At 69.8% G+C, this 19,850-nt stretch carries 16 protein-coding genes; 6 read left to right on the forward strand and 10 right to left on the reverse strand.

Translation table 11 applies throughout. The features are described from left to right. Positions 1-45: 45 nt before the first annotated feature. From OHN74_RS07530 to OHN74_RS07540, 3 genes are all read right to left on the reverse strand, one after another. Positions 46-615: a helix-turn-helix domain-containing protein gene (locus OHN74_RS07530; RefSeq protein WP_327693744.1), complete on the reverse strand. Its 570-nt coding sequence runs from the start codon at positions 613-615 to the stop codon at positions 46-48. Positions 616-1,081: 466 nt separating this feature from the next. Continuing rightward, positions 1,082-2,920 carry an ABC transporter permease/substrate binding protein gene (locus OHN74_RS07535; protein ID WP_327693745.1) on the reverse strand — a complete coding sequence of 613 codons (1,839 nt, stop codon included), beginning with the start codon at positions 2,918-2,920 and terminating at the stop codon, positions 1,082-1,084. Beyond that, positions 2,913-4,007 (reverse strand): quaternary amine ABC transporter ATP-binding protein, encoded by a 1,095-nt coding sequence (locus tag OHN74_RS07540; protein WP_327693746.1) that lies wholly within the window; start codon positions 4,005-4,007, stop codon positions 2,913-2,915. The genes OHN74_RS07535 and OHN74_RS07540 overlap by 8 nt, the downstream gene beginning before the upstream one ends. 249 nt (positions 4,008-4,256) lie before the next feature. On the opposite strand from OHN74_RS07540, the gene OHN74_RS07545 reads away from it, so the two are divergent. From OHN74_RS07545 to OHN74_RS07555, 3 genes are all read left to right on the forward strand, one after another. After that, positions 4,257-5,186 (forward strand): 5'-3' exonuclease, encoded by a 930-nt coding sequence (locus OHN74_RS07545; RefSeq protein ID WP_327700034.1) that lies wholly within the window; start codon positions 4,257-4,259, stop codon positions 5,184-5,186. Between the two features lie 209 nt (positions 5,187-5,395). Then, the gene (locus OHN74_RS07550) at positions 5,396-6,244 is read left to right on the forward strand and encodes a siderophore-interacting protein (RefSeq protein ID WP_327693747.1); all 849 of its coding nucleotides are present in this window, start codon (positions 5,396-5,398) and stop codon (positions 6,242-6,244) included. A 448-nt stretch (positions 6,245-6,692) separates the two neighbouring features. Continuing rightward, a complete protein-coding gene (locus OHN74_RS07555) occupies positions 6,693-8,252 on the forward strand; it encodes an amino acid permease (protein WP_327693748.1) in 1,560 nt (519 codons plus the stop codon). On the opposite strand, the gene OHN74_RS07560 is transcribed toward OHN74_RS07555, so the two are convergent. Then, the gene (locus OHN74_RS07560; protein WP_327693749.1) at positions 8,246-9,625 is read right to left on the reverse strand and encodes a cytochrome P450; all 1,380 of its coding nucleotides are present in this window, start codon (positions 9,623-9,625) and stop codon (positions 8,246-8,248) included. The genes OHN74_RS07555 and OHN74_RS07560 overlap by 7 nt on opposite strands. A 671-nt stretch (positions 9,626-10,296) precedes the next feature. On the opposite strand from OHN74_RS07560, the gene OHN74_RS07565 reads away from it, so the two are divergent. From OHN74_RS07565 to OHN74_RS07575, 3 genes are all read left to right on the forward strand, one after another. Further along, positions 10,297-11,820 carry a prenyltransferase/squalene oxidase repeat-containing protein gene (locus OHN74_RS07565; protein ID WP_327693750.1) on the forward strand — a complete coding sequence of 508 codons (1,524 nt, stop codon included), beginning with the start codon at positions 10,297-10,299 and terminating at the stop codon, positions 11,818-11,820. Positions 11,821-11,970: 150 nt separating this feature from the next. Beyond that, complete coding sequence (locus tag OHN74_RS07570) at positions 11,971-13,047, forward strand: terpene synthase family protein (protein WP_327693751.1); 1,077 nt, start codon at positions 11,971-11,973, stop codon at positions 13,045-13,047. A gap of 65 nt (positions 13,048-13,112) precedes the next feature. Further along, positions 13,113-14,054 carry an RluA family pseudouridine synthase gene (locus tag OHN74_RS07575; RefSeq protein WP_327693752.1) on the forward strand — a complete coding sequence of 314 codons (942 nt, stop codon included), beginning with the start codon at positions 13,113-13,115 and terminating at the stop codon, positions 14,052-14,054. Between the two features lie 18 nt (positions 14,055-14,072). On the opposite strand, the gene OHN74_RS07580 is transcribed toward OHN74_RS07575, so the two are convergent. The 6 genes from OHN74_RS07580 to OHN74_RS07605 form a co-directional block, all read right to left on the reverse strand. Then, the gene (locus OHN74_RS07580; RefSeq protein ID WP_327693753.1) at positions 14,073-15,545 is read right to left on the reverse strand and encodes a cytochrome P450; all 1,473 of its coding nucleotides are present in this window, start codon (positions 15,543-15,545) and stop codon (positions 14,073-14,075) included. A gap of 135 nt (positions 15,546-15,680) precedes the next feature. Further along, the gene (locus OHN74_RS07585) at positions 15,681-16,301 is read right to left on the reverse strand and encodes a GTP-binding protein (protein ID WP_327693754.1); all 621 of its coding nucleotides are present in this window, start codon (positions 16,299-16,301) and stop codon (positions 15,681-15,683) included. Continuing rightward, positions 16,282-16,740, reverse strand: a complete 459-nt coding sequence (locus OHN74_RS07590) for a DUF742 domain-containing protein (protein WP_327693755.1) — start codon at positions 16,738-16,740, stop codon at positions 16,282-16,284. The genes OHN74_RS07585 and OHN74_RS07590 overlap by 20 nt, the downstream gene beginning before the upstream one ends. Then, on the reverse strand, positions 16,737-17,144 hold the full coding sequence (locus tag OHN74_RS07595; RefSeq protein WP_319094099.1) for a roadblock/LC7 domain-containing protein: 408 nt from the start codon (positions 17,142-17,144) through the stop codon (positions 16,737-16,739). The genes OHN74_RS07590 and OHN74_RS07595 overlap by 4 nt, the downstream gene beginning before the upstream one ends. Then, positions 17,141-18,886: a sensor histidine kinase gene (locus tag OHN74_RS07600; protein WP_327693756.1), complete on the reverse strand. Its 1,746-nt coding sequence runs from the start codon at positions 18,884-18,886 to the stop codon at positions 17,141-17,143. The genes OHN74_RS07595 and OHN74_RS07600 overlap by 4 nt, the downstream gene beginning before the upstream one ends. 328 nt (positions 18,887-19,214) lie before the next feature. Further along, on the reverse strand, positions 19,215-19,850 hold the full coding sequence (locus tag OHN74_RS07605) for a TetR/AcrR family transcriptional regulator (RefSeq protein ID WP_327693757.1): 636 nt from the start codon (positions 19,848-19,850) through the stop codon (positions 19,215-19,217).

Consider the following 19,850-nt stretch of genomic DNA (forward strand, 5'->3'; position numbering starts at 1 on the left):
GGCACCGGGACGCTCAGGTACCGGACAACTCAGGCACCGGACAACTCAGCGCCGCCCGTCCTGCACCGCCTCGATGTGTTCGGCCACCGCCACCACGATCACCCGGGTGTCCGGCACCGTAGCCCGCCAGCGGTGCCGCACCCCGCCCGTCAGGTACAGCGTGTCGCCGCGGCCGAGCCGGTGTGCGCGGCCCTCCGCCTCGATCTCGACGGCGCCGTCGGCGACGTACATCAACTCGTCGTTGCGGTGCTGGAACTCGCGGCCGGCGTCGTGGTCGCCGGTGAACTCCATGGCGTGCAGCTGCTGGTGGCCGCGGACGAGGGAGCGCACCCGGGGCTCGTCGGGGGCGGGTTCCAGGGCGTCCGCGCGGACGACGTCCACGCTGCACGCCGGGTCGGCCGCCGCGAGGAGTTCGACAGCGGTGGTACGCAGGGCGTCGGCGACCTTCTCCAGGGAGCTGCGGCTGGGCCGCGCCCGCTCGTTCTCGATCTGGCTCAGGAAGGGAACCGACAGGCCGCTGCGTTCGGCCACGACGGCGAGGGTGAGCTCCAGCGCCCGGCGCCGCCGCCGGACGGCCGCGCCCACCCGCAGGGGCTGTTCTTTGTGGTCGCCCATAGCTCCGGCTCCCTCCTCGGCTCGTCGTCGCGTCCCGGTGGTGCACGTCCCATCACAGCGCATCGCGCCGCGTGTTCGGTGGCTGTTCGCCGGATCGTCCCCGAACCATGCACGACGCGTTCCCTGATGACTTCCTTGCACCCTACGCATGTTCGTCAAACCGTTTCACGCGCCCGTCACATCGGTGTCGCCCCCCGTCGGGCAGGACCCTCACGGTTCACGCCAGTGGAGGGGCCGCCGAGCCCCTCCCGGTACCCCTCCACGCGCACGGGCGACGGACCTGACCAGCGGGACCCGCCGACGGGGCGGAAGAGCCAGGTGATGGCCTAGCGCTCCGTGGTTGGCCGGATCCCTCTCGTACGCGGAACGTGTCCGTCCGGGAACGCGCCGAGGGGTGGGCCGCACCGAGACACCCGCACGCGCGCGTGCCTCCCGGTTCGACCCACCCCTCCTGAGAGCGGCTCCCTCAGTTGTTGGATACCCCGTTCGCGCCGCTCTTCCCCCCGGAATCGCCCGCCGGTGCCCATTTCTCGGCGAGCCCGGGGTTCGCCTTCAGCCAGGCCCGGACGGCGTCCTGCTCCCCGCCCTTGCCCGCCTGCTGGATGCGCGCCTCCAGACCGGTGAGCTGCTTCTCCGTCATGGAGAAGTTCTTCAGCCAGCCGCCGACCTCGGGGTTGTCCTCGGCGAAGCCCTTGCGGGCGAGTGTGTGCACGCCGTCGCCCTTGCCCCAGGCGCCCTTCGGGTCCTTGAGCTTCTTCAGGTCGTAGTCGCTGTACGCCCAGTGCGGCGACCAGAGGGTGACGGCGATCGGTTCCTTCTTGGCGTACGCGCGCTTGAGTTCGGCGAGCATCGCCGGGGTGGAGCCGTCGACGACCTCGTACTCGCCGTCGAGGCCGTACGCCCCCAGGACCTTGTCCTTGAGGAGGCCCATCATCCCGGCGCTCGGTTCGATGCCGACGATCCGGCCCTTGAACTTCGACGACTGTCCCTTGAGGTCGGCGAGCGAGTCGACGCCCTTCACGTACGAGGGGACGGTCAGCTCCAGGGAGGTGGGGCCGTACCACTTGCCCAGGTCCTCCAGCCGGTCGCCGTACTTCTTCCAGTACTCGGCGTGGGTGACGGGCAGCCAGGAGTCCGTCTGGAAGTCGATCTGGCCGGTGGCCAGGCCCGTGTACAGCGGGCCGGCCGCGTACTGGGTGGTCGTGACGTCGAAGCCGCGCTCCTCCAGGAGCTCCTTCCACAGGAACGTCGTGGCGATGCCCTCGTCCCAGGGGATGTAACCGATGGTGACCTTCTTGCCCTGGCCCACGTCCGTCCCGGTGGCCCGGGTGGTCTGCGCGGAGGAGCCGAAGACGCCGAGACCGCCGGCGACGAGCGCCAGGACGAGCACGCCGGCCAGCGCGACGACCGGGCTGGGGCGGTGGTTCCAGAGCTTCGGGGTGCCCGCGGTACGGGCCTTCGCGGCGGCGCGGCGGCCCAGCGGGGAGATCTGGGTGCCGAGGGCGCCGGTCATCCGGTCGAGGTAGATGGCGAGGACGACGATGCCGAGGCCCGCCTCGAAGCCGAGTCCGATGTCGAGCTGGCCGATGGCCTCGTTGACGGCGCCGCCGAGCCCGCCGGTGCCGACCATCCCGGCGATGACGACCATGGACAGGCCGAGCATGATGACCTGGTTGACGCCCGCCATGATCGTCGGGAGCGCGAGCGGCAGCTGCACGCGCAGCAGTGTGTCGCGGGGCGGGGTGCCGAACGCCTCGGCGGCCTCGACGAGTTCGGCGTCGACCTGCCGGATGCCGAGTTCGGTCATGCGTACGCCGGGCGCGAGGGCGAAGATCAGGGTGGCGACGACGCCCGCGGGGACGCCCATGCCGAAGAACAGGATCGCCGGGATCAGCAGCACCATCGACGGCATCGTCTGGAGCAGGTCCAGGACGGGCCGGACGACGGCGCTGACCGTCCTGGAGCGGGCCGCCCAGATGCCCAGCGGGATCGAGACCACCAGGGCGATCAGGGTGGCGACGAGCACCAGGGCGAGCGTCGACATGGCTTTGTCCCACAGGGCCATGGAGTCGACGAGCGCGAATCCGGCGAAGGCGAGCACGCCCGCGACCAGGCCGCGCAGCCACCAGGCGGCCACCGCGAGGATGCCTGCCAGGAGGAGGGGCTCGGGGGCGGTGAGCACCCCGTCGATGCCGTCGTACAGGCCCTCCACGACCGTCTTGATCGCGTCGAAGAGCCAGGACATGTGGTCGACGAGCCAGCTGACGCCGTCGTCGACCCAGTCGCCGAGCTGGAGCCTAGGCACGGGCGGTCACCTTCCCCTCGGCATGGGCGGGGACACTCGGGTGGTCGCAGGGCTCGGGGGCGCCCTGCCGGTCTCCCAGGAAGCCGACGAGGCGCTGCCGCCGTACGACGCCGACCAGTTCGCCGTCGTCGGTGAGCACCGCGACCGGGTGGGACAGTCGGGCGCTCAGCGCGCAGAGTTCGGTGAACGGCGTGTCGGGCGTCGCGGTCGGGCAGTCGCAGTCGGCCTCGTCGCCGCGTGTGTCCGGGTCCATGACGGCGCCCGTGGTGAGGACGCGGGAGCGGTCGACGTCCTTGGTGAAGGAGGCGACGTAGTCGTCGACGGGACGGACGAGGATGTCCTCCGCGGTGCCCGTCTGGACGATGCGTCCGTCACGCATGACGGCGATGCGGTCGCCCAGGCGCATGGCCTCGTTGAGGTCGTGGGTGATGAACACGATGGTCTTCTTGAGGGTCTTCTGGAGTTCCAGGAGCTGGTCCTGCATGTCCCGGCGGATCAGCGGGTCGAGCGCGCTGAACGACTCGTCCATGAGCAGCAGGTCGGCGTCGGTGGCGAGCGCCCGGGCCAGGCCCACGCGCTGCTGCATGCCGCCGGACAGCTCGTCGGGCCACGAGTTCTCCCAGCCGGCCAGACCGCACAGGGCGAGCGCCTCGTCGGCGCGGCGCTCGCGCTCGGCGCGGGGCACGCCCTGCACGGACAGGCCGTATGCGGCGTTCTCACGGACGCTCCGGTGCGGGAAGAGCGCGAAGTGCTGGAAGACCATGCTGATCTTGTTCGCCCGCAGCGCGCGCAGTTCGCGGTCGCCGAGCGCGGTCATGTCCTGGCCGTCGAAGCGGACGTGTCCGGCGGTGGGTTCCAGCAGGCCGTTGAGCATGCGCAGGAGCGTCGACTTGCCGGAGCCGGACAGGCCCATGACGACGAAGATCTCGCCGGGTTCCACGGTGAAGGACGCGTCGATGACTGCGGCGGTGGTGCCGTCGTCGCGCAGTGCGTCGCGGTCGGCTCCCTCTTCGAGCCGGGTGACCGCGTCGCCGGGTCGTCTGCCGAACACCTTGTACAGATGCTCGGCCTCAAGCCTGGATGACAAGGGTGCTCCTCGGTCGTGTGCTTCGGTCGTGTCACTTCGTCGTGTCACTTCGGTTCACGTTCTTCGCTTACGACGGTTGTGCGAACAACTGGGTGTGTCCGTGGCCGCACCTGCCCCTGTCCGACGTGGGCAAACGAAGGAGTGGGCCAGTTCACAGGACTTCGCACACGTAACGGGATGCCTGGTGGCGGGGTCCTCGGGGACGTCGGAAAGTGGCGCGCGGGCTGACTGTCAGTGGTGTACGGCATGATGCGAGGCGTGACCGGACGACTGATGCTCCTCGACACCGCCTCGCTCTATTTCCGCGCCTATTTCGGCGTCCCGGAGTCCGTGAAGGCTCCGGACGGCACGCCGGTGAACGCCGTGCGCGGGCTGCTCGAATTCATCGACCGGCTGGTCAAGGACCACCGGCCCGACCTCCTGGTCGCGTGCATGGACGCGGACTGGCGTCCGCAGTGGCGGGTCGACCTGATCCCCTCGTACAAGGCCCACCGCGTCGCCGAGGAGCGCGAGGTGGGACCGGACGAGGAGGAGGTGCCGGACACCCTGTCGCCACAGGTGCCGATCATCGAAGCGGTGCTGGACGCGGTGGGGATCGCGCGCGTGGGCGTCGCGGGGTACGAGGCGGACGATGTGATCGGCACCTTCACCGGCCGCGCCGAGGGCCCCGTCGACATCGTCACCGGCGACCGGGACCTGTACCAACTGGTCGACGACGCGCGGGGGGTGCGTGTCCTGTACCCGCTCAAGGGCGTGGGCTCCCTGCAGCTGACCGACGAGGCCTGGCTGCGCGAGAGGTATGGGGTGGACGGAAGGGGGTACGCGGATCTCGCGCTGTTGCGCGGCGATCCGAGCGACGGATTGCCGGGCGTGCCCGGTATCGGCGAGAAGACGGCCGCGAAGCTGCTGGCCGAGTTCGGTGACCTGGCCGGGATCATGGCTGCGGTCGACGACCCGAAGGCGAAACTGACGCCGTCACAGCGCAAGCGGCTCGACGAGTCACGGCCGTACGTCGAGGTGGCGCCCAAGGTCGTCCTGGTGGCCGGCGATGTGCCACTGCCGGACGTCAACACGGCGGTGCCGCGCACCCCTCACGACCCCGCGATGCTCGATGCGCTCGCCGCCCGCTGGGGACTTGGGGGTTCACTGGAGAGATTGCTCACGACACTCGGACACTGATACGCCCGCGCACCGTCCCTGAGGCACTATGCACTCGTACCTCACCACCAGGCACAAGGCCCCACCCGAAGAGAGCGACATCACCGCTTCAGAGAGCCTCGCTCTCGTTTTGAGGCATCTTTGCGAAATCGATCGCCTCGGGCAGCGGGATTTCACCAGGGGGAGATGCTAACTTAGGTAAGCCTAAGCAAGGGAACAGGGAGGCCGTCATGGCAGAGCGCCCGGAACGCAGGGCTCCGAAGCTCCACTCCGCGCAGGTCGTCCGCACCGAGCGACTGACCCCACACATGCAGCGCGTGGTCCTGGGCGGCGACGGCCTCGCCGAGTTCTCGGCCGGCACCCGCACCGACCACTATGTGAAGCTGCAGTTCCCAGCACCGGGGGTCACCTACCCCCAGCCCTTCGACCTGCAGCGCATCCGCGAGGAGTTCCCGCGCGAACAGTGGCCGGTGTCCCGCACCTACACCGTGCGCGCCTGGGACCCCGAACTGCGCGAGCTGACCCTCGACTTCGTCCTGCACGGCGACGAGGGCCTGGCCGGCCCCTGGGCGATGCGCGTCCAGCCGGGCGAGACAGTGGTATTCGGCGGCCCCGGCGGCGCCTACGCCCCCGACCCCGACGCCGACTGGCATCTGCTCGCCGGGGACGAGAGCGCGCTGCCCGCGATCGCCTGCGCCCTGGAGGCCCTGCCCGACGGCGCCAAGGCCTACGCGTTCGTGGAGATCTCCGGCTCCGAGGAGGAGCAGAAGATCGACTCCGACGTGGAGGTCCGCTGGCTGCACCGCGGTGAGCGGCCCCTCGGCGAGGCCCTTGTCGAGGCCGTACGCGCCCTGGAGTTCCCCGCGGGCCGCGTGCACGCGTTCGTGCACGGCGAGGCGGCCTTCGTGAAGGAGCTGCGCCGGGTACTGCGGGTGGAACGCGAGATCCCGCGCGAAGACCTCTCGATCTCCGGCTACTGGCGTCTCGGCCACAACGAGGACGGCTGGCAGGCGTCCAAGCGGGACTGGAACGCACAGGTGGAGGCGGAGCAGGAAGCCGCCGAACCGACGACCTCCTGAGCTTCCGCAGGTTCACACGAGTTCGAGGGGCCCGGGACCCGCGACGGTCCGGGCCCCGATTGTCCGGCCCCCCGCGCGGGGCCGGACCGACGGCGCACCGCCCCAACTGAGCGGGTCTCCCCCCGTCGGGGCGGCCGGGCGGCTTTGAACTCCTCTCCCCCGACGTCAAGTTGATGTTCCTGCTGGAGAGGGTCGCGAGCGGCCGCACGCGCATGTCGGTCCGGGCGATCTCCGCACCATCCCTCCCCCGGCCACGAAGCCACGCACGCGGACCTCTTCCGCGCCGACGCCATGCCACCGAGCCTCGACAAGACGCCCGGTCGGCGAGCCGCCCCCGGTGCGTGAGGACTTGGGTCCCGCCTCGACACGGCCGCGACATCCCTGCGAAACAGCGCATCCCTAATTTCTGTCACCCGACAGGAATACCGCGCCGAAGGCAGGTCCCGCCGTGACCACGACCGCTCCCTCCGACGTCCGCCCCGATCCGCCGGAGCCGTCCGACGACCGTTCCCTGACCGAGTTCGGCTACCGCCAGGAGTTGCACCGCAGCCTGGGCCGGTACGCCTCGTTCGCCGCCGGGTTCTCCTTCATCTCGGTCCTGACGACGGTCTTCCAGTTCTTCGCCTTCGGGTACGCGTTCGGCGGCCCCGTCTTCTTCTGGGCCTGGCCGGCCGTACTGATCGGCCAGTTGCTGGTCGCCGCTTGCTTCGCGGAACTGGCCGCGCGCTATCCGATCTCCGGTGCGATCTACCAGTGGTCGTCACGGCTCTCCACCCTCACCTTCGGCTGGTTCGCCGGCTGGATCATGGTGATCGGACAGATCGTGGTGGTCGCGGCGGCGGCGCTGGCACTCCAGGTCGTCATGCCGGCCATCTGGTCCGGCTTCCAGCTGGTCGGCGACGACCCGGCCCCGACCTCGGCGAGCGGCGCGGCCAACGCGGCGATTCTCGGCGTGCTCCTACTGGCCCTGACGACCTTGGTCAACGTCCTGGACAACCGCGTGATGTCCCTGATCAACCGGGTCGGTGTGACCGCCGAGATCATCGGCGCCGTCCTGATCATCGTGCTCCTGTTCACCCACTCCGAGCGCACTCCCGGCATCACCTTCCACACCGGTACGGCACTGGAGTCCGGCCTGACCGGGGCACTGCTGGTGGGCTCGTTCACAGCGGCGTACGTGATGATCGGGTTCGACAGCGCGGGCGAGATGAGCGAGGAGACACACCATCCCCGGCGCACCGCACCCCGCACGATCCTCACCGCGCTCGCCTCGGCGGGCCTGCTGGGCGGCCTGATCATCCTCGCCGGCCTCCTCGCCGCACCGAGCCTCACCGACGGCCGACTCGGCGTCGAGGGCCTGAGCTACGTCCTGACGAGCAGCCTCGGCGACGGGGTGGGCCGCGCCCTGCTGGTCGACGTGGTGGTGGCCATCGCGGTGGCGACCCTCGCGATCCAGACGGCGGCCAGCCGGATGCTGTTCTCGATGGCACGCGACGGCCAACTCCCCTGCTCGGCCCGCCTCGCCAAGGTCAACCCGCGCACGGGCATGCCGAGCGCCCCGGCCGTGGTCGTCGGCGTCCTGGCGGCGGCCCTGCTCCTCCTCAACTTCGCCTCCCCGGAAGCGTTCCTGGCCATCGGCACCACCTGCATCGTGATGCTGTACCTGGCATACGCGATGGTGACCGGCCCACTCCTGATCCAGCGCCTGCGCGGAACCTTCACGTCCGAAGGCACCGACGAGACCGGCAAGCCCCTCTTCTCCCTGGGCCGCTGGGGCATCCCCGTCAACGCCCTCGCCCTCCTCTACGGCCTCTTCATGACCATCAACCTGGCCTGGCCGCGGGCGGCGGTGTACGACCCGGCGGGCGGGCACTGGTACTTCCAGTGGTTCACTGTGCTGTTTTTGGGGGTCGCGGTGGGGGGTGGGGTGGTGTACCGGGTCGTTCGCGAACGAAGCGTGCGCCACGACCTGGAACCTGCCCGGGCTCCGGCGGAAACTCCTCAGTAGGAGTTCCGTACCCCTTTCGCTTGCCTCACGACGGTACGCATGAACAGCCCCTTGGGGCCGAGGGCGAGCGCGTACGGCGCCGCTTTGACCTTTCGGCCCGGGATGGGCTCAAGTCGCCATCGGGCGGCAATGGTTGCCAGCGCCAGGGTCGCCTCGGTCATCCCGTAGGAGTCACCGATGCACTTGCGGGCGCCTGCCCCGAAGGTGAGGTGGGCGCTGCGGGATATGGCCTTCGCCCGCTCGGGCCCCCACCGGTCGGGGTCGAAGCGCTCCGGGTCGGTGTACAGGTCGGCGCGGTGATGCATCTGGTAGGGGCTGATGACGACGTCGGTGCCAGCGGGGACGTGCCGGCCGCCGAGTTCGGTGTCGACCGTGGTGGTACGGGTCAACAACCAGCCCGGCGGGTACAGGCGCATCGTCTCGGTGATGATGTTCCGGGTCTCCTCCAGCCGGGGCAGATCCTCGAAGGTGGCCACCCCGTCGGTCAGCACCGCGTCGACCTCGGCATGCAGCCGCTCCGCTGTGCGGGGGTGGCTCCCCAGCAGGTACAGGGCCCAGGCGAGGGCTTTGCCGATCGTGTCCGTGCTGGCGAAGAGGAACGACATGACCTGGTCCCTGACTTCGTCGTCGGACAGCCGCGCTCCCACTGCCCCGGGGGCAGCGAGGTCGTCCTGGGCCGCCAGCAGAAGGGACATCAGGTCGCCGTGGTCCGCGTTGTCGGCTCGGTATGCGGAGATGATGCGGTGGATGGTCTGCCGGGAACGGGCCTGCGCGCGGTCGTAGCGGCGCTTGCCCGGAGTGGGGACGGCATCGACATGGCGTGGCAACAGCATGCGCCGGAACACACCTTCTTCGAGGGTTGCCAGGTCTGCGGCCAGCGACTCACGAAGTGCGGCGGGCGCGGCGGAGAATATCGTGGCTGCGGTGGTGCGCAGGCTGATCGCCGTGGTCTCGGCCAGGACGTCGACTGTTCGGCCGGACTGCCACGTCTCGACCACCGCGCGGGCCTGTGCGCTCATCTCCCGGGCGTATCCCGGCAGGCGTGCCTGGTGGAAGGCCGGCTGGATCATTCGCCGCTGTCGGCGATGGTCCTTGTGCGGGCAGGTCCCGAGGCCGTTGCCGAGGAACTCCCTGCTGCGATCGAACAGGAAGCCACCCTTGTCGAAGGTCCGGTCGTCCACGAGGACCCGGCGGGTGAGTTCGGGGGCGCAGACCACGAGAGCGCTGAAGGGCCCGATCCGAATCGCGACGATGTCGCCGAAGGCGGGCAGCGAACGCAGGAATCGCAGCGGGTCGCGCAGGAACCGCAGCGTGTGGCCGAGCAGTGGCACTGCCCCCGGCGCGGTGACGAAGGAGTAGTCGGCCTGCATCATCAGTCCTCCACGGTCATCACGGGCGCCGCCGCGGAGGGGCGGGCGGTGCCCGGTCGGAGAACCGGCGCCGCCCGCCCGGTACCGGCCGAGCACCCGCTGCGAAAGGCGGATACGCCTCCACCCGAACGGATCAGATCGCGCCGTGCCTCAAGGACGTCGGGACTTCGTGGACTTCGGCGGGAAGCTCTTCTCCGGCGGCGGCCCAAGGCCGACGGCTCAGTCCGTCAGCGGCAACCTCCTCGGAAGTGACCGCGATCCCGTGCGTCCACCGCGCGGCGGGCAACACCCCGTTCCCAGGAGGAAACTGCCCTGTCGCATCAAAACGCAAGCCGAGCGCACGAGGGCGCACAGAGGCGTGAACTCCTTGCGCACAGGTACCAACTTGCCGCTTCCGCCCTCACTGCGGATTCGTGCGCCCTCCACTTGGGACGAGGACTTGCAACTACCGGTCACACAAACCCCATTGTGAGACACATCGAAGCTCGGAGGGAACTACCGCGCGCGCAGGGGCGCACAACTGTGCGCTTTGCACCGCATGGCGGGAGGGAAGGTTATCCCCGACTCTGTCCCTTGACATGCCTTGATCGGAACCCCGATGGCTTTCGTCTGCGCTGCGGAGATGAGCTGTTATGCATAGCTTCCGTAACACATGTCCCTCTCCGGAAACACCGGTGTCGGCCTTCGAGACACAGCGCTGTCTCGACCGGGCCGCCGCAGCCTGTATGGCAGCGCAGCAGCCCAACGGCTCCTGGGCGACCCCCGCGCGACCCCGCATCCTGGAAAACGCCCTCGCCGCCTTTGCCCTGACCGAGGGAGGACGCGGATTTCCGCACCAGGACCGTCTGTACGCGTGGCTGCGACAGGCCGAACCCCAACGACATGACGTCTTCACAGCGGCAGCGGACGACTGGCTTCGCACGCTCGTCCTTGATGGCACCCGATCTCCCTCCCTGCCCGTGTTACCCCTCGTCGACGCCGCACACCGGCGACGGTTGACCCTTCTCCAGACCCTCGGCGTGGCCGCGGGCGCGCCGGACTGCCCACCGCTCGCGCTCCTCTCCCACGCCACGTCGGCACTCGGTCATGACGCCGGCGCTTCGCTGACGGGTTGGCACCGGGCCCAGATCCTGTCGGCCGCGATCATCGCCAGGCATGCGGCCGGCCTGCCGGTGAACGACGGCCTCGTTGCCGCCCTGATTGCCGAACAGTCCCCGGACGGCTCGTTCCACGCAATGCCACTGGTCACCGCCATGGCCTGCCTGGCACTGACCCGGGCCACACCGGGGCGACCTGCCACGCTCCGTTGCGCAGACAGGCTCCTGGCGGACCAGCACGCGGACGGTACGTGGCGGTTCACCACGTTCGACGTCTGGGACACCGGCCTGATGGTTCGTTGTCTGCGCGGGCACTCCGACTTCGACACTCACGCCCGGCCCAGGGCATTGGACTTCCTGGCCCGCGTCCAATCTCCCCAAGGAGGGTGGGGGAGTGTGTCGGGAGCGATCGCCGGCGCCGGTCTGGCCTGCGACGCCGACACCACGGGGAACACCCTGCTGGCTCTGGCCGGCACCAACCAGGGCCGCCGCGCATGGCCGGCGGCTGCCGACTACGCGCGTGCCCACCAGGACGACCGGGGGCTGTGGACCACGTGGACCACGACCTCGGACACCATGGCCCAGGACACCATCGCGCACATGGTCGCCGGAATACGCGCCCACGCCCCCGAGGAGGTCGAAGTCCGGCGGGCGACCCGCTGGCTCCTGCGGCAGCACCGCTGTTCAGGTCGCTGGACCGCCGACTGGTACATCTTCCCCGGCTACCCCGCCGCGGAGATCAGCCCTGTCGTGGGCTGGCACACCGGCGCGGTCCGCTCCGAGGCCAGGGCCCTGGCGGCGACCCAGAACAGTGACGGCGGCTGGCCCGTCTTCCCCGGCGGGGGCAGCTCGAGCCCAGCGGCGACAGCCCTCGCCGTGACCGTCCTCACCCGCTCGCACACCGGCACGGTTCACGCGCTCGAACGTGCGGCACGCTTCCTCGTCGAAAGCCAACTGGACGACGGCACCTGGATCGAGCCGGACCCTTCCATGTGCGGCCCACGGCCGTTCCTCACCGACGTGGCGTCCCAAGCGCATGCCCTGACCTGTCGCGGGCTCCTGGACCTTCTGCGAGAGCCGCTCGCGACCCCTCTTTCCTAGCCGGAGCCCTCGGACCCGAACAGACCACGTTCACTGCGCGAGCACCTCGCTCAACCGCTGCGGGCCGGCCCCGACCGGCCCGGACGGATGCAACTTCGCCCGCCGTCGGCCGACCGAACCCCCGGGCCGACGGCCAGGAAGGGAGTACCGATGAAGGAGCAAGCGCACAGCCCGTTCCCCATACCCTCGCTGTGGTGCCCGATCCCCGGCCAGATCCACCCCCAGCGCGCTTCGATCACCGAGTTCCAGTTGGAATGGAGCATCCGTCACGGACTCGCCGCAGGCAGCAACGAGATCGCACGCCTCGTCAGCGCGGACATCGCCGGCCTCGCGGCACGCTTCGTTCCACGTGCCACCCTGACCGGTGCCCAGACCATGGCCGCTCTCCTCACTCTGACGTTCGTCATCGACGACCTGAACGACGACGGACGGCTGCGCGGCCTGCCCGACGACTTCGCCCGTTACGCCCCGGTGCTCTCCGACGCGCTCGGCCCGGGCCTGCCCGCCGAACCTGCCGATCCGCTGGTTCGGGCGCTGCACGACATCGGTCGAAGGCTGAGGCGTACGGTCTCCCCGGCTCTCGCCGCACGGCTCGTCCGGCACTTCCGTGTCACCCTCGCCGCCGAGGTGCGCGAGAGCACGAACAACACCCGTCACCTGGCGCCCGACCTGGACATGTACGTACAGAATCGTCTCGCCACCACTTGGGTGCTGCCGCTCACGGACCTTGCCGCCGCCGTGGACGGCGTCGAACCGACCCTCGCGGACCTGGACCGACCCGGGGTGCGGGCCCTGACGGAGATGACCAGCCTCATCCTGGGCTGGGACAACGACATCTGCGGCTACGCCAAGGACCGTCGCGACGGGGGCGAGGACGTCAACAACCTCCCAGACGTTCTCGCCCGTACGACAGGTGCCGGACCCGTCCGAGCCCTCGCTCAGGCCGCCTCCATGCGCGACGAGGTGCTGGCGAACTGGCTGCGATTGCGCAGCGAGGTCGACGAGACCTCGGGCCCCGCCCTGTCCGGCTATCTCGCGAACCTGGCGTCCATGATCCGCGGGCACCTCGACTGGGCTGCTACCTGCCCCCGCCACACCGTCCCCCAAGGCGGTTCCGTCGTGCGCATCCCGCCCTCCCGCCACGCCTACGACGCCTCCGCCCCGGACCCGCTGAGGATCCCCTCGATCGCCTGGTGGAGCGACCTGCCGGGTGCCGTCGCCGGGTAGACGGGCCGCCGCCGGAGTCCTCCACCACTCCTCGAACTTCTCGGACGCCTCGTACGCTTGATCCGATGAGACGCCGCACTCCACCCCCACCCTCTCCCCTGCCGCAGCGTGACGGGGTGGATCCGGTGCGGCTGCGATTGCCGGCCGGGGACGCCTGGGCGACCGTACGGGACCATCTCGTGACACGGCTCGCGGCCGGGCCCGGGGTCGTCGACGAGATGTTCGACGAGGGCCGGATCGTGGACGTCACGGGGTGTCCGGTGTCGCGGGAAACGACGTACGTGCCGGGGATGTTCGTGTGGTTCCACCGTGAACTGCCCGACGAGGAGCGGGTGCCGTTCGCGGTCGATGTCGTGTATCGCGACGAGCACGTGGTGGTGGCCGACAAGCCGCACTTCCTGGCCACCACCCCCCGCGGCAGCCACGTCGCCGAGACGGCCCTGGCCCGGCTACGGAGGGAGCTGGGGATCCCTACGCTCGGCGCGGCGCACCGGCTCGACCGGCTGACGGCCGGACTGGTCCTGTTCACCGTGCGGCCCGAGGAGCGCGGCGCCTACCAGACGCTGTTCCGCGACAAGCGGGTGGCGAAGGAGTACGAGGCTGTCGCCCCCTACTCCCCGACACTGGTCCTGCCACGCACAGTGATCAGCCGGATCGTGAAGGAACGGGGGGTCCTGACGGCCCGCGAGGTCGAGGGCGAGCCCAACGCCGTCAGCCGGGTCGAGTTGCTGGAGCACCGGAACGGGCTCGCCCGGTACCGGTTGACACCGAGCACCGGGCAGACACACCAACTAAGGGTGCACATGAGCGCGTTGGGGGTGCCGCTCCTGGGAGATCCTCTCTATCCCGTAGTGGCCGACCCCGTGGCGGCCGGTGACTTCCGACGCCCCCTGCAACTCCTCGCGCGGGTAATGGAGTTCACCGATCCGGTCACGGGGCTCGAGCACCGGTTCGCCAGTCGACGTGCGCTGCGGGCCTGGTCGTCGTACGAGCGGTGGGCCGGGTAGACCGGGTGCCCCGTCGGCTCAGTCGCCACGCCACCAGCGCAGCAGGCGCCGGAACAGGCTTGGCCGACCGACCGGTGCGGGCACCGTGTCGTGCTCGTCGGTCGAGGTGACGGGTTCGGGAGCCGTGGCCGGTGCCTGCTGGTTGTCGACGCGCCAGTTGTCCGGCCTCTGCCGGGGAACCGGATTGGCGTGGGGCCCCTCCGTGGGGTCCTGTTGGGGCTTCGGCGCGAACTTCACCGGCAGTTCCACCAGGTGCCGGTTCGAGATGGACTCCCGCCAGTGCAGTTCGTCCTCCTCGCAGGCGAGTTGGACGTCCGGAAGGCGCGTAAGCAGCGCGTCGACGCCGACGTCGGCGATCGCACGGCCGATGTCCTGGCCCGGGCACTCGTGGGATCCACCGCCGAAGGCGAGGTGGGACCGGTTGCCCCGCATGTTGGCCTTGAGGTCGGGACGGACGCGCGGGTCGACGTTGCCCGGGGCGATTCCGAAAAGGAGGCCGTCGCCCTTGCGGATCCGCTGTCCCCCCAGCTCGGTCTCCTGCTTGGCGAAGTAGGCGAAGATCGTACTGAACGGCGGCTCGTCCCACAGGGACTGTTCAACCGCCTCGGGCACGGTCATCTGACCGCCGTTCAGGCGGGCACGGAAGCCCGGGTTGGTGAGCACGATGCGCAGCACGTTGGCGAGGAGGTTGGCGGTGGCCTCGTAGGCGGCGTAGAGCACCACCCGCAGGTGCTCCCGGACCTCGTCGTCCGTGAGCCCGGCCGGGTGCCCGATCAGGTGGCTGGTGAAGTCCTCCTGAGGCTGTGCACGGCGTCGGGTGGTGAGCCGGCCGAGAACCTCCATGACGTACGTGTTGCTGGCGATCGCGGTCTCGGTGCCCTTGAGCGCGTCGCGGGCGGACTGCACCAGCCGGTCGTTGTACTCCTCGGGCATGCCGAGGATCTCGCACATCATCGCCATCGGCAGGTATTCCGCAAACTGGCCGACCAGATCGGCCGTGCCCTTCTCGCAGAACTTGTTCACGAGGTCCTGGGTCGCGCGTTTGATGTGTCGGCGAATACCCCGGTGGTCGATGGTGGACATCGCGCCGACGACCGCACCGCGCAGTCGAAGGTGCTCGTCGCCCTCGGCGTGGCAACAGATCGGCTGCCACGCAATGTGGGGCATGAGCGGGTGGTCGGGCTTGATGTCGCCCTCTTGCTGGGGGCTCCACAGACGCGTGTCCCGGCAGTACTGCGAGGGCGTGCGCACCATGTGCATGTTCTCGCCATGCCCGAGCACCACCCAGATGGGCACATCGTCATGGAGCAGCGCAGGCGCCACCGCGCCGTGCTCGGCCCGCAGTTTCTCGTACACGGCGCCCAGGTCCTCCGCCTCGGGGCCGTACAGCCGGCGCAGTCCGCCGGGGCCGGTGCCGTGGGCGGGGCAGCCGGGGGGTGGACTGAGGGCGGTGTCGTCCGTGTCGGTCAGGGAGTGGGGATCAGGTGTCACGGTGATCGCTCCGAAACTGAAGTGGATCCGGTGTCAGAAGAGTTGGTGGATTGCCGGGTCGCGAGTTCCCGGACTTTGAAAAGGCCGGACTTGGAGATGCCGGGCTGTGAGCCGCCGGATGGCGGGTCCCCGCCCTCAGACAGACGCCTTCGTCAGTTCCAGCGAGTGCAGAAACCGCATCAGCGTCATGAGCGTGTCCCGGCTGGAGGCCCGGCGACGTGCGTCGCACTCCACGATGGGGATCTCCGGGGCCAGGTCGAGAGCCGAGCGCAGGTCCTCGATCGGGTAACGGGGCGCGTCCGGGAAGGAGTTGACGGCGATGACGAAGGGCACGCCCCGTTCCTCCAGTCGCCCTATGACGTCGAAGCTCACTTCCAGGCGCCGGGTGTCGATCAGGACGACCGCACCGAGGGCGCCTTCGAACAGGCCGTTCCACAGGAACCAGAAGCGTTCCTGGCCCGGGGTGCCGAACAGGTACAGCACCAGTTGGTCGGTGATGCTGATGCGGCCGAAGTCCATGGCCACGGTGGTGGCGGTCTTGGAGTCGGAGCCGTAGTTGTCGTCGACGCCGATGCCGGCCTGCGTCATGGTCTCTTCGGTGGTCAGCGGCCTGATCTCGCTGACCGAACCGACCATGGTCGTCTTGCCGACGCCGAACCCGCCCACGATCACGATCTTCACCGCGGCCTGGGTGCTGTGCGGCAGCCGGTCCTCGGTCCGTGGACCCGTGATGGTGTCAGAGCTTTTGAAGTCCATGCATCACCGCTTCGAGGAGGGAACGGTCGGCCAGCGACTGGCGGATGAGCGGATCGCGCGCCTGAACCAGTTCGGCCGTCAGCAGCTCGGTGAGCAGGACGGTCACCACGCTGAACGGCAGGTTGAGGTAGGCCGAGAGCTCGGCCACTGACAGAGGTGCCTTGCAGAGGCGGAGCAGCGCCGACTGCTCCGGCGGGGCGGCGGGCGGGGGTTCGGCGCACGCCACGATTAACGTGACGAGGTCGAGGGAGGCGCGCTCACCGCCCGGGGTAGCGCCGGTGAGCACATAGAGCCGTTCGGGGTTCTTCCGCTCCCCCTCCTTGCCCTTCGTGCCCTCCTGGTCCGTTCCGCCGTCCGCACCGGGTGCGCTCTGCTGGAGCTGCTCCGGCGGAGGTTCCTGCTTGATCGGGCAGCGCCGTCGGCGCTGCGGAGGAGTCATACGGTCTGCCCGTTCCGCCGGGGCGGGCTGGTGAGGTGGGCACCGATCCGGACCACCAGGTCGCGCATGTGGTTGCTCATGTTGCCGGGCTCGGCGACCACGTTGGCGAGGACCGCGAGATAGGCGTTGGGGCCGGCGGCCATCAGGTAGAAGTAGCCGCCGGTGACCTCGATGATGACCATGCGCATCGTGCCGTCGCTGTCCGGGATCTCGTGCGCGACGGCGCCCGCGAGGCTCTGCAGCCCCGCACAGGCGGCGGCGACACGGTCGGCGGCGTCGGGGTCGCCGCCGTAGCGCGCGATGCGCAGGCCGTCGGCGGAGAGCACCACGATCTGCTGGATACCGGGTACGCCGTCGGCGAGCTCCTTGAGCATCCAGTCGAAGTTGGCTCGCTGCGAGATCACTTGAGGTCCCCCTCGTCGTCGGCCTCGGCGTGGGCCGGCTGCTGGTTGGTCGCGCTGGCTGCGGTCGGGTCTTCCCGGTGGCCGCCGAAGGCCGCCCGGTCGTCCGGGTGGCCGTCGAGGGCCCTGGAGCCGGCGGGCGGGAACCCGGGGAAGTCGACCGCGTCGTCCGGGTGGCCCGAGAACGTCGTCGGGTCGTCGGGGTTCCTGGTGAAGGCCGTGGGGTCCGGGTCGCCCTTGAGGCCCTCCATGAACGCCTCGACCCACAGGCCCGGCAGAGGCTCCTCTTCCTTGTCCTTCTTCTGCGACTCGGGCTCCCACAGCTTGCGGAGCTCCGGGTCGGCGTCCATCTCGGCCTCGGCGGCCCTGGAGCGGGCGTACCGCTCGCTGAGCGGGGTCTTGACCCGGCTGCGGCGCTGGGGAAGACCGTTCTCGGTCCACTCGGTGACCTCCGGGACGTCGTCCTCCATGGAGACCGACGCCGGGATCCGCGGGCCCGTGGTGGGGCGGCGCTTCTTGGGCGGGCGCTTGGGGCCTTCCAGCGCACCGAGTTCGATCTTGGGTGCGGCTGTGGCGCCGATACCGTGGGCGAGGCCCGGGGCGGGGTCGCTGGTGAGCATGTCGGACGGCACGACCAGAACGGCGCGGACACCGCCGTACGCGGACTGCCTGAGCGAGATCTGCATCTTGTACGACTCGCACAGGCGCCCCACGACGGCGAGGCCGAGGCGCGGGGACTCACCGAGGTCGTTGAGGTCGAAGCCGGCCTGAGCGCGGGCGATCATGCCCTCGGCGCGCTTGCGCGACTCCTCGCTGAGGCTGACGCCGGCGTCCTCGATCTCGATGGCGATACCGGTCTGCACCTCGGTCGCGGTGACGTGCACCTTGGTGTGGGGCGGCGAGTAGCGCGTGGCGTTGTCGAGGAGTTCGGCCGCCGCGTGGATGAGCGGTTCGACGGAGTTGCCGTCGACGTTGACCTTCGCGATGGAGGTCAGATCGATGCGGCGGTACTCCAGGATCCGGGACATCGCGCCGCGCAGCACGCTGTACAGCGCGACGGGCTGGGGCCACTGGCGTCCGGGCCGGCCGCCGCCGAGCACGGAGATGGAGTCGGCGAGGCGGCCGATCAGCGCGGTGCCGTGGTCGATGCGCAGGAGGTCGTCGAAGACCTCGGGGTTGCGGCCGTGGTCCTCCTCCATCTCCCGGAGTTCGTTGGCCTGTTGGTGGACGATCGCCTGAACGCGCCGGGCGATGCTGACGAACGCGCGCTGCGATCCGTCCCGCATTGCCTCTTCGCGGTCGATGATCTCCAGTACCTGCTCCAGCAGATTGCGCTGCGGGACGGGGAGTTCGCGGTACGGAGAGTCCGGCCCACGCAGTTCGCGAATCACCCCTGTGGGTGAACCGGCCACGCGCAGCAGATGGAGCCCGTACGGCAGGACCTCCTTGCCGAACCGGTCGAAGTCCTCGTCGTGGGCGGCGATGCGCCGCTCCAGATACGCAGTGTGACGGGCGTGCTCGGCCCGCAGGGTACGGACGGTTCGGCCGCGGCGGACCACTTCGGCGGCGACCGCGACGACCAGGACCGTGGCGATGGCTCCGCACCAGCCGACGGCGGCGCGGGCCGGCCCCGTCACCAGGGCGACGGCGGCTCCGGTCGCCCCGGCCATCGCTATGGCAGGTAGCAACAGCACGCGCGCGTAGGGAAGTTCACGGCCACCGGGAGGCGATTGAACACTCACCATGTATGCCCTCTGAGACAAATCGGCTGGGGTTGGGGGAGCTTGCTGTGGGGTACGTCTGGGGATTGTCTGGATCTTCGGTATTTTTGGGAACAAGCGCACGAATACATCCCAACTCGGTGCGCTGCGGGCGAGCTTAGTCCGACCGGATCAACGCCGTGTCATATTCGGCAAGCCTCTGAAATACCCCTCCCAAGTGGAGTACTCTCAGCCCATTTGCACGCTGCGGATGCAATCGCACACAGTGCGTTACGACGCAAGGGCGTACGAGAACCACTCACCGTGACGGGTGAATGCGGGCCTCAGGAGGCCCTCGTGGCTGCCGCGGCCCTCAGATACCGGCGATGCGCAGCGCCGCGTCCGCCGTGGCTTCCGCGAAGACCGAGACCGGGCGCTCGGGGTCGGAACGATGCACGAGGATGACGCCCTCGATGAGCCCGAAGAGCAGATCCGTCCGCAGATCCAGCTCACTCTTGGCGAGCGCGCCCCCGGCGGCCGTCGCCGCCAGCAGCTGCCGGTAGGCGTCCTTGAGTTCGGCCCGCACGGCGTGGAAACCGGCGAAGCGTTCGGCGCGCACCTCGGGGAGGAGGTAGAGGCCGCCGAGGTTGTGCGGGCCGCCGCAGAGCAACTCGACGTCGGTGCGGCACAGCTCCCACAACCGGTCCTCGGCCGGGGTCGTGTCATCGGCGAGCAGCCCACGGGCGTACGTCAACGAGGGGGTGACGGTGGACTCCAGGAGCTCGGCGAGCAGCTCCTCCTTGCCGGAGACGTAGTGGTACATGGACGCCTGACGCATCCCCGCCCGCTCGGCGATGATCCGGGTGGTGGTGGCCGCATAGCCGCGGGTGGTGAACAACTCGGCCGCTGCGGAACGCAGTTCGGCCCGTGGGGTGAGCCCACTGTCCGGCCGCTGCGAGACCCGCGGCCTGCCGACCCGCCGTCCGCCCGGCCCGCCCGTCGTTCCCAT

This window comes from Streptomyces sp. NBC_00459 (assembly GCF_036013955.1).
Lineage (GTDB): Bacteria > Actinomycetota > Actinomycetes > Streptomycetales > Streptomycetaceae > Streptomyces.

Bases quoted from the DNA above. Each gene is read 5' to 3' on its own strand.
- OHN74_RS07530 (WP_327693744.1), bottom strand. From the start codon at position 615: ATGGGCGACCACAAAGAACAGCCCCTGCGGGTGGGCGCGGCCGTCCGG.
- OHN74_RS07545 (WP_327700034.1), top strand. From the start codon at position 4,257: ATGCGAGGCGTGACCGGACGACTGATGCTCCTCGACACCGCCTCGCTC.
- OHN74_RS07550 (WP_327693747.1), top strand. From the start codon at position 5,396: ATGGCAGAGCGCCCGGAACGCAGGGCTCCGAAGCTCCACTCCGCGCAG.
- OHN74_RS07560 (WP_327693749.1), bottom strand. From the start codon at position 9,625: ATGATGCAGGCCGACTACTCCTTCGTCACCGCGCCGGGGGCAGTGCCA.
- OHN74_RS07570 (WP_327693751.1), top strand. From the start codon at position 11,971: ATGAAGGAGCAAGCGCACAGCCCGTTCCCCATACCCTCGCTGTGGTGC.
- OHN74_RS07575 (WP_327693752.1), top strand. From the start codon at position 13,113: ATGAGACGCCGCACTCCACCCCCACCCTCTCCCCTGCCGCAGCGTGAC.
- OHN74_RS07585 (WP_327693754.1), bottom strand. From the start codon at position 16,301: ATGGACTTCAAAAGCTCTGACACCATCACGGGTCCACGGACCGAGGAC.
- OHN74_RS07590 (WP_327693755.1), bottom strand. From the start codon at position 16,740: ATGACTCCTCCGCAGCGCCGACGGCGCTGCCCGATCAAGCAGGAACCT.
- OHN74_RS07600 (WP_327693756.1), bottom strand. From the start codon at position 18,886: ATGGTGAGTGTTCAATCGCCTCCCGGTGGCCGTGAACTTCCCTACGCG.
- OHN74_RS07605 (WP_327693757.1), bottom strand. From the start codon at position 19,850: ATGGGAACGACGGGCGGGCCGGGCGGACGGCGGGTCGGCAGGCCGCGG.